This is a genomic window from Savagea serpentis (assembly GCF_015351395.1).
In the GTDB taxonomy this organism is placed as follows: Bacteria; Bacillota; Bacilli; order Bacillales_A; family Planococcaceae; genus Savagea; species Savagea serpentis.
This window is the reverse complement of record NZ_JADKPV010000004.1, coordinates 24,646-39,417: the sequence shown is the minus strand read 5'-3', so window position 1 is coordinate 39,417 and position 14,772 is coordinate 24,646. Positions and strand designations below refer to the sequence as shown.

The 14,772-nt window shown below is 43.7% G+C and carries 14 protein-coding genes; 11 read left to right on the top strand and 3 right to left on the bottom strand.

The features are described from left to right. Nucleotide 1 precedes the first annotated feature (1 nt). The 8 genes from glpX (at nucleotide 2) to IRY55_RS08615 (ending at nucleotide 7,146) form a co-directional block, all read left to right on the top strand. Nucleotides 2–970 (top strand): class II fructose-bisphosphatase, encoded by a 969-nt coding sequence (gene glpX, locus IRY55_RS08650; RefSeq protein WP_194562914.1) that lies wholly within the window; start codon nucleotides 2–4, stop codon nucleotides 968–970. Nucleotides 971–1,072: 102 nt separating this feature from the next. Beyond that, nucleotides 1,073–2,356 carry a transcription termination factor Rho gene (gene rho, locus IRY55_RS08645; RefSeq protein ID WP_194562913.1) on the top strand — a complete coding sequence of 428 codons (1,284 nt, stop codon included), beginning with the start codon at nucleotides 1,073–1,075 and terminating at the stop codon, nucleotides 2,354–2,356. A 202-nt stretch (nucleotides 2,357–2,558) separates the two neighbouring features. Continuing rightward, entirely contained in the window at nucleotides 2,559–2,768 is a 210-nt protein-coding gene (gene rpmE / locus IRY55_RS08640) for a 50S ribosomal protein L31 (RefSeq protein ID WP_194562912.1), read from the top strand. Nucleotides 2,769–2,859: 91 nt separating this feature from the next. Then, nucleotides 2,860–3,444, top strand: a complete 585-nt coding sequence (locus IRY55_RS08635) for a thymidine kinase (RefSeq protein WP_194562911.1) — start codon at nucleotides 2,860–2,862, stop codon at nucleotides 3,442–3,444. A gap of 133 nt (nucleotides 3,445–3,577) precedes the next feature. Continuing rightward, a complete protein-coding gene (gene prfA, locus IRY55_RS08630) occupies nucleotides 3,578–4,654 on the top strand; it encodes a peptide chain release factor 1 (RefSeq protein WP_194562910.1) in 1,077 nt (358 codons plus the stop codon). Then, a complete protein-coding gene (gene prmC, locus IRY55_RS08625) occupies nucleotides 4,647–5,459 on the top strand; it encodes a peptide chain release factor N(5)-glutamine methyltransferase (RefSeq protein ID WP_194562909.1) in 813 nt (270 codons plus the stop codon). The genes prfA and prmC overlap by 8 nt, the downstream gene beginning before the upstream one ends. A gap of 27 nt (nucleotides 5,460–5,486) precedes the next feature. Then, entirely contained in the window at nucleotides 5,487–6,524 is a 1,038-nt protein-coding gene (locus IRY55_RS08620) for an L-threonylcarbamoyladenylate synthase (protein WP_194562908.1), read from the top strand. Between the two features lie 226 nt (nucleotides 6,525–6,750). Then, nucleotides 6,751–7,146 carry a single-stranded DNA-binding protein gene (locus IRY55_RS08615; protein ID WP_194562907.1) on the top strand — a complete coding sequence of 132 codons (396 nt, stop codon included), beginning with the start codon at nucleotides 6,751–6,753 and terminating at the stop codon, nucleotides 7,144–7,146. Nucleotides 7,147–7,225: 79 nt separating this feature from the next. Here IRY55_RS08615 and IRY55_RS08610 read toward each other — a convergent pair whose 3' ends face one another. The 3 genes from IRY55_RS08610 to IRY55_RS08600 form a co-directional block, all read right to left on the bottom strand. Then, nucleotides 7,226–9,913 (bottom strand): DEAD/DEAH box helicase, encoded by a 2,688-nt coding sequence (locus tag IRY55_RS08610; RefSeq protein ID WP_194562906.1) that lies wholly within the window; start codon nucleotides 9,911–9,913, stop codon nucleotides 7,226–7,228. Next, nucleotides 9,910–11,451 (bottom strand): hypothetical protein, encoded by a 1,542-nt coding sequence (locus IRY55_RS08605; protein WP_194562905.1) that lies wholly within the window; start codon nucleotides 11,449–11,451, stop codon nucleotides 9,910–9,912. Before IRY55_RS08605 ends, IRY55_RS08610 begins: the two co-directional genes overlap by 4 nt. A 163-nt stretch (nucleotides 11,452–11,614) precedes the next feature. Further along, nucleotides 11,615–12,106 carry a helix-turn-helix domain-containing protein gene (locus IRY55_RS08600; protein WP_194562904.1) on the bottom strand — a complete coding sequence of 164 codons (492 nt, stop codon included), beginning with the start codon at nucleotides 12,104–12,106 and terminating at the stop codon, nucleotides 11,615–11,617. Between the two features lie 231 nt (nucleotides 12,107–12,337). Between IRY55_RS08600 and IRY55_RS08595 the strand changes: the two genes are divergently transcribed. From IRY55_RS08595 to IRY55_RS08585, 3 genes are all read left to right on the top strand, one after another. Further along, nucleotides 12,338–12,601 carry a hypothetical protein gene (locus tag IRY55_RS08595; RefSeq protein ID WP_194562903.1) on the top strand — a complete coding sequence of 88 codons (264 nt, stop codon included), beginning with the start codon at nucleotides 12,338–12,340 and terminating at the stop codon, nucleotides 12,599–12,601. Nucleotides 12,602–12,796: 195 nt separating this feature from the next. Further along, nucleotides 12,797–13,480 (top strand): hypothetical protein, encoded by a 684-nt coding sequence (locus tag IRY55_RS08590; protein WP_194562902.1) that lies wholly within the window; start codon nucleotides 12,797–12,799, stop codon nucleotides 13,478–13,480. Beyond that, on the top strand, nucleotides 13,477–14,718 hold the full coding sequence (locus IRY55_RS08585; RefSeq protein ID WP_194562901.1) for an efflux RND transporter periplasmic adaptor subunit: 1,242 nt from the start codon (nucleotides 13,477–13,479) through the stop codon (nucleotides 14,716–14,718). Before IRY55_RS08590 ends, IRY55_RS08585 begins: the two co-directional genes overlap by 4 nt. Nucleotides 14,719–14,772 lie beyond the last annotated feature (54 nt).

The following is a 14,772-nucleotide window of genomic DNA, read 5'->3' as shown; positions in this document are numbered from 1 at the left end:
AATGGAAAGAAGTTTATCAATGGAACTTGTACGCGTCACAGAAGCAGCAGCGGTAGCAGCAGCGCGCTGGATGGGACGAGGACTGAAGAACGAAGCAGATGATGCAGCAACTACGGCAATGCGCCACGTATTTGATACGATTCCGATGGAAGGAGTCGTCGTTATTGGTGAAGGTGAAATGGACGAAGCACCGATGCTTTATATCGGGGAAGAATTAGGACAATCACCAGGACCGGCAGTCGATATTGCCGTTGACCCACTCGAAGGAACGAATATCGTTGCGCGTGGAGGCTGGAACGCACTCGCAGTCATCGCAATCGCAGACCGTGGAAACTTGCTTCACGCACCGGATATGTACATGAACAAAATCGCAGTCGGACCCGAAGCAGTCGGCAAAATCGACATTAACGCATCGATTACAGAAAACTTACATGCCGTAGCAAAAGCGAAAAACAAAAATATTGAAGACGTCGTAGCGACAATTTTAAACCGTCCACGTCACGAAGCGATCATTGAAGAGATTCGCGCAACAGGAGCACGCATTAAGTTAATTCAAGACGGCGACGTAGCAGCGGCGATCAATACAGCATTCGACAACACAGGAATCGATATTTTATTCGGTTACGGTGGCGCACCAGAAGGCGTGCTCGCAGCGGTCGGTATGAAAACACTCGGCGGTGAAATCATTGGTAAACTCGCTCCATCTTCGAAAGCAGAAGAAGAACGTTGTGAGCGTATGGGACTCGACATCGACAAAATTTTAACGATGGACGACTTCGTAAAAGGCGACGATGCGATTTTCGCAGCGACAGGTGTTACAGACGGCGAACTTTTACGCGGTGTTCAATTTAAAGGTGGATTCAGTTCAACACACTCACTCGTCATGCGTTCTAAATCAGGAACGATTCGTTTCGTTGAAGGACGCCACAGCATGAAGAAAAAACCACTTCTCGTTGTAGAAGATAACTAATTGTAATAATGACACATATGAGAAGACAAAGTCCTTAGCTGACTTTGTCTTTCCCTATTTTAGAACGATACATAAATAACATAGAAAAGGTGTGATCAATCAATGGCTCAATTAACAATCGCCGCACTTGAAGCGATGACATTAAAAGAACTGTATGAACTCGCAAAAAAGTATAAAGTGTCTTACTATGCAAAACTGACGAAAAAAGAGCTCATTTTCTCCATATTAAAATCACGAGCAGAACAAGAAGGCTATTTCTTCATGGAAGGGGTTCTCGAAATTATTCAATCGGAAGGGTACGGTTTTTTACGTCCGATCAACTACTCCTCTAGCTCTGAAGACATTTACATTTCAGCTTCTCAAATTCGACGCTTTGAATTGCGCAACGGTGATAAAGTATCTGGAAAAGTAAGACCACCGAAAGAGAACGAACGCTACTACGGCTTGCTTCAAGTCGAAGCCGTCAATGGTCAAAACCCTGAAACCGCACGCGAACGCGTACACTTCCCAGCACTCACTCCTCTTTATCCCGATCGTCAAATTAAACTCGAAACGACACCGACTCGCTTATCAACACGCATTATGGATCTCGTCTCACCTGTTGGATTTGGACAGCGTGGTTTAATCGTTGCGCCTCCAAAAGCTGGAAAGACGATGCTCATTAAAGAAATTGCGAATGCGATTACGACGAATCATCCAGAAGCAGAACTCATTGTTTTACTCATCGATGAGCGTCCAGAAGAAGTGACGGATATCGAGCGTTCGGTCAATGCCGATGTCGTGAGTTCAACATTCGATGAAGTGCCAGAAAACCATGTTAAAGTGACAGAGCTCGTTTTAGAACGTGCGATGCGCCTCGTCGAACATAAACGGGACGTCGTCATTTTAATGGACTCGATCACTCGACTTGCGCGCGCGTATAACTTAGTCATTCCACCGAGTGGCCGTACATTATCCGGAGGGATTGACCCAGCAGCCTTCCACCGCCCGAAACGTTTCTTCGGAGCGGCGCGTAACTTAGAAGAAGGCGGAAGCTTAACAATTTTAGCGACAGCACTCGTCGATACGGGTTCACGCATGGATGAAGTGATCTATGAAGAATTTAAAGGAACAGGCAATATGGAATTGCATCTCGATCGTCAACTCGCGGAACGTCGTATTTTCCCAGCGCTTGATATTCGTCGCTCAGGAACGAGAAAAGAAGAATTACTAATCGAAAAAGATCAACTCGATAAACTATGGGCGATTCGCAAAACATTTTCCAACACACCAGACTTTACCGAACGCTTTTTACGCGCTTTACGTCAGACGAAAACGAATGATGAATTTTTTGAGAATTTAAATGAAAAAATGAAAGCGCAGCGTAACGGAAAGGGTCTCATCTAACTGGTAACAATTTGAAAACAAAGGACTTGTCAAAAGTAAAAAACCTTGCTATAATTTTCGAGTATGGTTTTACTACCATCTTGCATATGCGACTGACATATACGGGTCGTGTAAGGCATCAGTCTTTTGTTGCGTGGCAAAATCTACGCAAATACATTTTACACTCTGTTCCAGATGGTTCAGGGCGAGAGGAGAGAGACCGATGAAAGCAGGAATTCATCCAGAATACAAAACAGCGAAAGTAACTTGTTCATGTGGTAACACATTCGAAACTGGTTCAGTCAAAGAAGACATTCGCGTTGAGATTTGTTCGGAATGTCACCCATTCTACACTGGACGTCAGAAATTTGCTGCAGCGGACGGACGTGTCGACCGCTTCAACAAAAAATATGGCCTCAAAGAAGAAAAATAATACAAACAGTGTGGATTTATACCCGTCACGTGCTGCCGCACATGGCGGGTATTTCAATTTGTTTACATAGATTAAAAGGAGGATGTGCACGATGTACGTAGCGATGCAAGGCGGTTGGATAGAGGTTATTTGTGGAAGTATGTTTTCGGGGAAGTCAGAAGAACTCATTCGCCGTGTCCGAAGAGCACAATTTGCAAAACAAAAAATTGCCGTATTTAAACCGGTGATCGATAATCGATATAGTGAAGAAGCGATTGTGAGTCATGATGGGACTGAGGCGCTTGCGATGCCGATCGAACAATCACGCACGATATTAGATAAGGTCGATGCTTCTTACGATGTCATTGCAATCGATGAAGCCCAATTTTTTGATTCGGCTTTACCAGAAGTTGCATCAACACTCGCAGAACGCGGGTTTCGCGTCATCTTAGCAGGGCTCGATCAAGACTTTAGAGGAGAACCGTTCGGCCCGATGCCTAAATTGATGGCCATTGCCGAGCATGTCACGAAATTACAAGCAGTCTGTACGGTCTGTGGCTCTCCTTCAAGTCGCACGCAGCGACTCATCGATGGTAAGCCAGCTTACTACGATGATCCCGTCATTTTAGTCGGAGCTCAAGAAGCGTATGAACCGCGTTGCCGTGCGCATCATTTCGTCCCAAAACGAGAACAATAGGGGGAAAATCACAAAAAAGAAAGACATCCGCTTTCTCATTTTTGTGATTTTTTCAATTGGAGATAAACATTGTAAACGAGGACCTTTTTCCCGTACAATAAAAGAAGATAGATAAAATAGTAGAGGTGTAAATATGTTTGATAAATTACAAGCAGTAGAAGATCGATATAACGACTTAAACGAATTATTGAGCGATCCAGATGTTGTGAGTGACATCGATAAATTACGTGAATATTCGAAAGAACATTCTGATTTACAAGAGACGGTAAACGTCTACCGTGAATATAAAAAAGCGAAAGAACAGTACGAAACGACGAAGCCGATGTTAGAAGAATCACTCGATGATGAAATGCGCGAACTCGTCAAAATGGAAATCGATGAATTAGAGACGGCCATTCAAGAAATGGAAGAGCGTCTGACAGTATTACTCATTCCGAAAGACCCGAACGATGACAAAAACGTCATTATGGAAATTCGCGGTGCGGCAGGTGGAGATGAAGCGGCACTTTTCGCAGCGGACTTACACCGCATGTATAGCCGTTATGCAGAAGCACATAATTGGCGTGTCGAGACGATCGAGGCGTCACCGACAGAACTCGGTGGTTATAAAGAGATCATCTTTATGATCACAGGACAAGGCGCGTATTCTCGTTTCAAATACGAAAACGGCGCACACCGTGTACAACGTATTCCAGAGACGGAATCAGGCGGACGCGTCCATACGTCGACAGCAACGGTCGCTTGTTTACCAGAAGCGGAAGATGTCGACATCGAAATTCGCAACGAAGATTTGAAAATCGACACGTACCGTTCAAGTGGAGCAGGTGGACAGCACGTTAACACGACGGACTCAGCGGTTCGTATTACGCACTTACCGACAGGAATCGTCGTATCGATGCAAGATGAAAAGTCACAAATTAAAAACCGTGAAAAAGCGATGAAAGTATTGAAAGCACGTGTCTACGACGCAGCGCAACAAGAAGCGCAAGCGGAATACGCAGAACAACGTAAAAGTGCGGTCGGTACGGGAGATCGTTCAGAACGCATTCGCACGTACAATTACCCGCAAAATCGTGTAACAGATCATCGCATTAATTTAACGATTCAAAAGCTCGACCAAATTATCGAAGGGAAGCTCGATGAATTGTTAGATGCGCTCATGATTGAAGAACAGACAGCGAATTTAGAAAGTTTAAATTCACATGCGTAAAACGCAACAACAAGTGCGGCAGGAGCTCGAACGCCAATTCGATGCTTCCGTTGCGCGTTACATAGTGGAAGAATTGTTTCAATGTTCCTACGCGGAACTCATACACGGGGGAACGATTGAACTGACGGAGCGAGAATTGACGGTATTGCAGCGAGTGCTCGAACGAGTGAAAGAAGGGTATCCGCTACAATATGCGTTCGAACGCGCTTATTTTTATGGGTATACTTTTTATGTGAACGAGCATGTTTTAATTCCGAGACCCGAAACAGAAGAGCTCGTTTATTTTATTTTACAACGCTTCGGTAAAGAACAGTTGCGCGTACTCGATATCGGAACGGGGAGCGGTGCAATTGCTCTCACTTTAAAATTAGAAAACCCTAAATTCGAAGTGACTGCGACAGACATTTCGACAGAGGCTCTACAAGTCGCGCAGCGTAATGCAAATGCACTTGAAGCAGACATTCAATTCGTCCAAAGTGATGGCTTGACATCCGTAGAGCAACCGTTCGACATTATCGTATCGAATCCGCCTTACATTAGTGAAAATGAAAAATCACTCATGTCCGAAAGCACGTTACGCTATGAGCCACATCTTGCGCTCTTTGCGGAAGATGAAGGGTATGCTTTGTACGAACAGTGGATTCATGCGATCGAAGGAAATCCTCGTTGTGTCGCTTTTGAAATTGGTTTTGCACAAAAAGAACGAGTCGAACAAATGCTGCGAGCTAAATTTCCGAAAGCGGTCGTTGGAACAGAACGCGATATGCACGGGAAAGATCGCATCGTGTATGCACTTTTAGATTAAGGATTCGAAATAGAAAGGGGAAGAAATGTGGAAACAGTGGTTTATACGATACGAGAAGATGAAACGACAAACGAAGGCTACGAACGAGCGACGGCTGTTTTACGTGAAGGAGGCATCGTCGCCTTTCCTACTGAAACGGTTTACGGACTAGGGGCACTCGCAACAGAAGAACAATCGGTTCAAGCGATTTTCGAAGCGAAAGGACGTCCCTCGGACAATCCGCTCATTGTTCATATCGGAAGCACTTCACAAGTGGAACAACTGGCACAAAATGTTTCGGCGGATGCTTATGCTTTAATGGATGCTTTTTGGCCTGGACCACTCACATTAATTTTTCATCAACAACATGGAAAGGTCGCGCGCAATGTAACGGCAGGTTTAGAAACGGTCGGTTTGCGCATGCCTGATCACCCTGTCGCATTAGAATTACTGCGCCGTGTCGATGCGCCGATTGCAGCCCCGAGTGCGAACCGGAGCGGAAAGCCGAGCCCGACGGAAGCAGCGCACGTAGCGCAAGATTTGAACGGTCGCGTCCCTGTCATTTTAGACGGAGGCTCGACAGCAGTTGGCGTTGAGTCGACGATTTTAGATATGACGACGACGCCCCCGACGATTTTACGTCCTGGAGGTGTACCGCGGGAGAGCATTCAAAAAATTATCGGTCCGGTTCAGGAAGATATTACGGTGAAAGCACATGCAGCACCGCGTGCACCTGGTATGAAATATATGCATTACGCACCAGAAGCACCATTATTCGTCGTCGATCCGACGGTCATTGAATTGAAAGAAGCGGTGCGACAAATTCATGAGAAGAATCAAAAAATTGCCATTATCGGCCCAGATGAACTGTTTGAAAAAACCGCGGATTGGTATTTTTCTATCGGTCAATTGAATGATCATCGTACCATGGCCGCGAATTTATATCGCGCTTTACGTCAATGTGATCTTACCGATGCGGACGTCATACTCGCTGTAGAAACGAATGTATCTGGCGTCGGATCTGCGGTGATGAATCGCTTGACGAAAGCGGCAGACGGCAAGCGTTATCCAGAAGACCAGCAATAATAGGTAGCACCTTTTTCCGAAAGTAGGAGAAAGGTGTTTTTTAATGTTTTTCATTAAAACGAAACATTAGTCCTCGAAATCGGGGCAAAATCGGAAAATGAATCGATTTTTATAAAAAATGATGAAGAAAATGTTAAATTGGTGCCAGAAATTTAGTCAAAAAGTAAAAACGCTTTTTGCGAGAAGCGAGGAAATTTTTTATAGTGGAAGTGAAAGGAGGGACAGAGTGAATCAAGTAAATTTAGTAGGACGTTTTGTAAGAAATCCTGAGACGAAAGTGACGGACAGCGGTAAACAGCGCGCAACATTTACTTTAGCTGTTCCGAAAGCTTTCAAAACGACTTCAGGGCCGGAAGCGGACTTCATTTATTGCGTCGCCTGGGGAAGGCAGGCAGAAGTCGTGACGACTTACTGTGAACAAGGACAACTCGTCGCCATCGTCGGCCGAATCCAAACACGCTCGTATGAACAAGAGGATGGAACGAGGCGTTATGTGACAGAAGTTGTCATCGAACGCATCCATTTCTTAGCGAAAAAATCAACGTCTACACAGGCTGAACAATATGAGGAATTGAATACATCACCACAATATGTAGAACCGAACACACAATTGCTATTTTAAAATGAGAGGACACAAAAAGGAAGAAGGCGCAAACGCCAAAAAAGACGACTAGTTGAGGGGCTAGTCGTCTTTTACTCGTTTAAAGTGAAAATAGCTGATCTAATTCATCATCGGAAAGTTCGGTAATCCAACGGCTCGATTGAACGAGTTCGTCGGAAAGTGCCATCTTTTCCGCTAACATTTTATCGATTTTTTCTTCGATTGTCCCGAGTGTGACGAATTTCGAGACGTGGACGAATTTCGTCTGCCCGATGCGATACGCACGGTCTGTCGCTTGATTTTCAACAGCAGGATTCCACCAACGGTCTGCGTGTAAGACGTAATTGGCAGCCGTTAAGTTTAAACCTGTGCCACCTGCGCGAAGCGATAAAATGAAAATCGGAAACTCACGATTTTGAAACGCTTCTACGAGGCGATCTCGCTCATCTTTGCGCATGCTACCTGTTAAAAAGGGTACGTCTAATCCGTATTGTTCTGCAAGACAATATTGAATGAGTTCACCCATCCCTAAATACTGCGTGAAGATTAAACATTGTTCACCATCTGATGCGATTTGGGCGCTTCGTTTAACAATTTCGTCGAGTTTGTAGGAACGCTCCATTAAGCGCGGCGCATCGACAATCGGTTCTTTCAAATAAAGTGCAGGGTGATTGCATAATTGTTTTAAGCGATTCAACATCGCGAGTACGATCCCTTTTCGTTCAAAAGGCGAAGCGTCATGCATTTTCTCCCGTGCGGATTGAATATAGCCTTCGTAAAGTGCGGCTTGTTCTTCGGTTAAAGGTACATATTCATTTTGCTCGACTTTTTCTGGGAGGTCGAGCTTTAAGTGAGGGTCATTTTTGGTACGTCGTAATAAAAATGGTTCGATTTTAAGTTTTAATTCTCGTTTCGTCGCTTCATCGTCATCTCGTTCAATCGGAATGATATATTCTTTCGTAAAAGTCGTGAAGCTGCCAAAATAACCTTGGAACATAAAATCAAAAATCGCCCACAATTCACTTAATCGGTTTTCGATCGGCGTTCCTGTCAAAGCGATATAATGATGTCCTTGAAGCGAACGGATTGCGCGCGATTGTTTCGTCTGCATATTTTTAATATTTTGCGCTTCATCGAGTGCAATCGTTGAGAAGACGACATGTTGGAGCGCTTCGCTATCTTGTGTCGCTGTCCCATACGTCGTCAAAATGACGTCCGCATCCGTATCGTTCATCCACTCTCCGAAATGTTCTCCGACCCGTGATTGCCCATAATGTACGTGGACTTTCAATGATGGCGCGAATCGCTCGAGTTCTTTTTGCCAGTTGCCGAGCACGCTTGTTGGGCAAATGATGAGAGCAGGTGGCTGTGCGGGATTTTGTTCTTTGACATGAAGTAAGTACGTAATGAGTTGAATCGTTTTTCCAAGACCCATATCGTCTGCCAAACAAGCGCCGAATTCATATTGACGCATAAAGACGAGCCAGTCGAACCCTTCACGCTGATACGGGCGAAGGGTCGCCTGAAGCGTATTCGGAAGAGCAACGACAGGAATCTCTTTTTTCTCACGGAATGTTTTGGCGAATTGACGCAACTGTTTATTTAACGTGAAGGCGAGAACGGGAGAGTCCCCATCATCTTGGAATAATGCTTTTGAATTGTCTTCGTCATCGGCTTGTCGCTCGAGAAGCAACTCACGCACCGTCCACTCTTTCGCTTCAGCCTCTTCGATTAAAGCTTTCAACTTTTGAAGTGCTACGTCGTCAATGTGAAACCACTCATCCGCAATCCGAATGAATTGGCGCTGTTCTTCAAGCAATTGTTCAAAAGTCGCCCGGTCGATCTGTTGATCGCCGATTGCGAATTGCCAGTCGAACTCTACAATATCATCGAAAGAAGCTGTCTTTTTATATGAAGTCATCGCTTCAGCACGAGCAGTTATTTTCGTCTCCGTTAACTGCTTCAACCAAGAAGGTAAAATGACTTCGAAATGAAAGGCGCGCAAAAGCGTTAAATCTTCCTTCAACAATTGTTGCACTTGGCGTTCGTTTAAAGAAGCGTAGAAAAAGTGCTCGGCCTCATCGACCGAAAAAGTCGGACAGAGAGAAAGGAGCTGACTTTGTAAGTTCGCCAATTCTTCGGCATATGGCTTCCACTTTTTTAACAACGCTTGTTCAATCGGTGCATTTACTTTCGAACGAGCAGGTGTCCAGTGCGCATTCTTTTCTGTAATAATGATCACTTCAGCGAGCCAATCGGTCTGTTCTTCTTCAGGTTCTGTTAAGCGAAGCGCGAGGTGAATCGGCAAAGTGTTCGCCTGTTCAAGCACCGCATGTTCGTCCATAAATTGCATAACGCGTGACAATTGTTCAGTTGGTACCGCGCGGAAACGTTCATTAATGTACGTCGTTAACAGTTTTGCGACGAGCGGGTCTTCATGTTCGAATGTAAAACGCTCTTGCTCATCGAGAGACAATGCTTGCCAATCTTTCTGTTGCAACCACGTGATTGCGTGACGAATCGCAGTTAAGTAAGCTTCTGACGCCGCATCGTCTCCTTGAAAAGCGATGAAGTGAAGACGCGACTCATCGAGTAAGCGCAACAGCTGTTCAGTCGTCAGTAAAAGGGTATCTCCCGACATGTTTAACTGCAAGCCAAGAGACGAAGGGAAGTCGTGAAAGGCGATGCATTGGGCTAATTCAAAAGCGCTTAATGGTCGGTCATCCTTTGAAGTGAGCGCCCAATGATTCGACTTTTGTTCAATGTGTAACGTGATGATTCGTTTCATAAATAAATCTTCCCTTTCTCCATCTCTTCTTGCAAAGCGCGCAAACGGCGGAACGAATTACGCAACTCGTCAATATACGTATTCCACCAACTATGCATACCTGCGCGGTTCGCACATGTGCGCATCTTTTTCAAAAAGCGGACCGCCCGTTTATAATGCGGACGTGTTTTTTGATCGATTTCGCGTAAGACGAACGGATGCATCGCAAGCACGGCATGCTTCGGACTCTTTTGGATGACAAAGTCTAATTGATTTTCGATAATATGAGGAGAGGTTTCGAACGTTTGATTAAACGCTAACCACTCATCGAAGCGTTCATCTTCAATTAATAAATTACTATACAATTCGCGACTTTCTAACGGATACTTGCGGAACATTTTCTCTCGTACTTCTTGATGTTCAGATGTGAAGTAAAAGAGGTGGTCAATCATATGTAGCCGTTTCGTTAAAATGAGCGGATCTAAGTCGCGGTGTAATAAAGTTTCCAATTCCTGTTCCATAATATCGGCAATGAGGCGCACGATATCACTACGGTCTTCCACATCCGCATACTCAGCAAAATGCAAAGCTGTTAACAATTGCTCTTCCGTCCATTCGCCAATCGAAAAGCTAGGCGGGATATCTTCCCCTTCTTCGATGAGGAAGAACGCTTGGAAAAAAGGCGTATCCGGATGCGTACTGCGTGCGAGTCGTTCTTTTTCGGCTTCGTATTGTGTCGTTGATAATAACGAAGACTTCCATAACATTTGATATAAATGAAAGCGCGGTTTAAAAAGCTCCGTCATTTGCATCGTCGCGCGTTCGACGAGTTCCGGGAGTTTTAATAAAAAAGGTTCTACTCCAAAGAGTGTATGGGATACGACCATCTGTCCCTTTGCGCGTTCCACCTCATCTAAAATGTCTTCCACTAAACGCTCGGCAATCCAGCTTTCATATTGTAATAATGCTGGCTGTTCATTTAACGTTTGCGCGATTTTCGGAAATAAGGCTTCCGCCATGAGTAAAGATTGATACAGTGTAAAAATCGGTCGCCATTCCCATTCATATGGTTGGAAGGGAACGAATTGTTCTCGCACAAGTGCTTGTTGTCTCTCTAATTCGCGAATGGAGCGGTAGTCCTTTTTAGTTAATTGTTGCGTCAATTGTGTAAAGTGTGCCAACCACGACTCTGGAGAACGGTCAGGCGCTTTCATCGAGTCAGTCGTACGCCACAGTGAAAGACGCTCTTGCAAGGAAAAGAACAATTGATACGTTAAAAAAATCGGCAATAATAAAGAGGAGTCGACTCCTTCCGTATCATAGTTGCGCAATACTTCATCATCTAAGCGCAATGTAACGTGGTCATCTTGAATACGCCACGTCACGGTGAAAAATCGTTCATCGCAATACATATATTCTACATCTCCAAAACGGACCTCGCGCAAAGCCTTTTGAGCGATATCAAAAGAGACGAAGGGATCTAAATAAAGTAGAGCACTTTCCATGGCAGCTTCCGCACGTTCAGCAAAAAATGGCGGGATTGTTACTTTAGAAAACATAATCAAAAAGACTCCTTTCGCAAATCGACGGACTTCAAGGTCTAGTCGAATCGCTAAACGTATATTTTACCAATTATACATGTTTTTCGTCGTTCTGAAAACTAGGCGTCTTGCATGTAAAAAAGCTTAAAGAAGGAAAGTGGACACGCATGCCACTTTTTCTTTAAGCTTTCGGATTTTGTTTCGCTTTATCGAGTTCTTTTTGTAACTTATGATTTCGTGCAATTTCAGTTTGATATAAATTGGTGAATCCTTTAAACGTATTTAACAATTGTCGTTGATATTTTTTATCAAGCATAGCAACAAGTGCGATTAGCTCTCGCATTTCATCATTGTCGAGAATGACATCTTCAAATTGTTCGATAAATTGATGTTGATATGCCACGCGTAAATCTTTCGTCACTTCCGGTAATGTTTGTTCATTCGATCGGACCGATTTTAAAGGTGTGCCGGTCACCATGGCGATGAAATAATCATCCGGAATTTGAAAGGTCATTCGGACTTTTTGATAGTCGTCCGGAGGAAATTTTCGGCTGCCTGTTTCGTATTGAGAGAGGGATTCTTTTTTCATGTTCAAAGCAGCAGCAGCTTCAGTTTGGGTAATGTTTAAATAACTTTCTCGATATTCTTTAAACTGTGCTCCAAAAAAACGCATCCTAATCTCACACCCTTCCTTTCATTAATTTAGAAAAGAATCAATAAAAATTTGACGGAACTAACAAACTGTTAACAAATCGTTAGTTTCGCAAATGAACGATAGGAAAATATAGTAAATTATCATAAAAATTCAAATGGGGTGAAAGGACTATTGGAGAAAATTGTATTGTCTATGCCTAGCTTGCCAGATGATCTTATACACGTTCGCAAATTTTTCAAAGGAGTGAAAATGAAGAATTTAGAGAAGTATGATTTGTCAGTTGGACAATTCAATATAATTTATCCACAATTGTATCGTTCGTATAAGCATTTAATTCAAATCAATTGTTTAAATGGTGAAATTGTCTTTTTCTACGCAACTGAGACGGAACATAATGCTTATGAAACGAAACAATTTCGATATTTAATTCGCTTTTTCGCTCTGGAATTTCAAGGGAAGGTAGAAGCTCAAACGATGACATTCCCGCTTGTGACACGTAAAGAGTATAAATAGGGATGAGAGATTAAATTTCAAGTTGAATCGTAAGGAAGTTTTTCGGACAGAGAAGAACTTCCTTATGTGAAGGCTTAGGAGAATGGAAAAACGTTCAAAATTCAAATTTGAACGTTTTTTTAGTGTAATGGTTTTTAAATGAGACAAAAAAGGGTATGATGAAAGAGATTATGAAGGAAGAAGGAGATTCCGTTTATGGTTTATGATTATCGTCACTTTCACTATATGACGCATCCTGAACAGCTTGCAGCGCATACGATGCAAGGGGAGCTGCGTCCGACGAAACGTGCATTATTTCTCGTCTTTGCTGTTTCTTTCTTACTGTTTGGATTCCGTAACGTATACGGCTTCGGTTCGCATACGGTGATGCATATTTTGGCGCAAGAAGGAGAAGCGATGTATCAAGTCGCACGGCTGATGTCACTTTTAGGAAGTATGCTGTATAGCGGTTTATACGTTGCGCTCATCATTTTCGGAATGGCTTTTATTTTTGCGGCTTTTACCGAAATACCATATCGCGCTTTTTTACCATTACAACTCATTGTAGCAAGTTTATATTTATTTGAAAAAGCACTATTGACCTTATTTTTCGTAATGCGTGATGAAATTGCTTCATTATCCGTTTTTTCGTTTGGTCCGTTGGCACATCGTTGGATCGATAATGAATTTCTCGTCTATTTTCTCAATCAATGGTCGATCTTTACCATTGTGATTATTTCATTGCAATATCGCTTCATTAAGACGCTCGAGCCGAATGGAAAACGCGCGTTCGTTCTCGTCGTCGGACTGCATTTATTTATCACATTAATTATCGCAGGGATTAGTTTGACACCTTTCGATGACTTATATCGTTCACTTATGGGAGGTGGCGTTCGATGAAAAAGTGGTTCATTCTCCTCTTTTCACTCGTCATTTCGCTCTTTATCGCAGTGAATAGTTACTTAGTCTTTTCGGAAGAAAGTCCAGTAGCGAAGACGAAAATTGTCAAACAGTCATTCATCGCACAAGAAGAAGACATCCGTCAAGAAATCGAAAAACCGAGCTATCTCGCACCGCGTGAAATTGTCACGCTCTACGTGAACGATGAAGAAGCAATCGAACAGTGGCTCATCCAAGAAGGCGATACGATACAAGCGGGCGATGAACTCGTCTTGCTGGAAACAGAACGAATCGATGGGCAAGTAGACGCTTGGGTTGCGGAACAGAGCGCGCTTCAAACACAACGTGAACGCATTGAAGATACGGTCGCCATGTTAGAGAGCGAGCGTTCAGATGCAGATAGTGAAGAGTCGTTAAATTCTTCGTTATCTCAATTGGAAGAAGAATTGAATTTAGAGTTTAATGTCAAAATGGATCAACGTGGTTCATACGCGCAAGCCATCGCAGAAGCAGAGCGCGAACTTGCGAGCATTGACCGCCAGTTAAATATGTTGGATTACCAAATCGACCAAAGTTACGTCCGTCCAGCAATCATTAGTCCAATATCAGGTGTCGTCGCACGTGTCGACCGTCATAGCGACCGTCCGACGATCGACATTTATAGCGAAACGGCAGACTTAGTGACATATGTGACGGAAGAAGAATGGGAAGATTTAATGCTCGGTAATGACGTACTCATTACGTATGACGAATTTGAAGAACGTGGTGAAGGAACGTTAGACCGTCTCGACACCATTCCAGCACAAGCATCATCGACACTCGAACTGTTTGAGAAAGCATTTGATGACAAGCAGATGCAAAACTTATACGAAGTGCGGGTAGACCCGCTCGGGACAGTCGAACAACAGCTCTACGGCAAACGTTACGACATCGCACTTATCGGGCAAGAAGCGGTAGATAGCGTTGTCGTACCACTCGACTACATCGAACGCGAAACGAAAAATGAAGGCATCGTGTACGTCTTGAATGAAGAAGGCATTCCGACAAAACAAGCGATCACGATCGACTTCATCTTAGAAGACGAAGCGATTACGATGAGCTTAGCTGAAGGAGATGTCGTCTTGCGAGAAGCTCTCGACTTAACACGCGTCGCCTTGCCACTCAAAATGATGTGGCCAGAACGCCAAGCGTGGAAAACATTCGGATGGAAAAACTATGTGAAATATTTCGTCGAATAAGGAGAACGACAAGTGAGAAGTAGAACATTACTTCAGGCACTTGTCGTTTTTTTG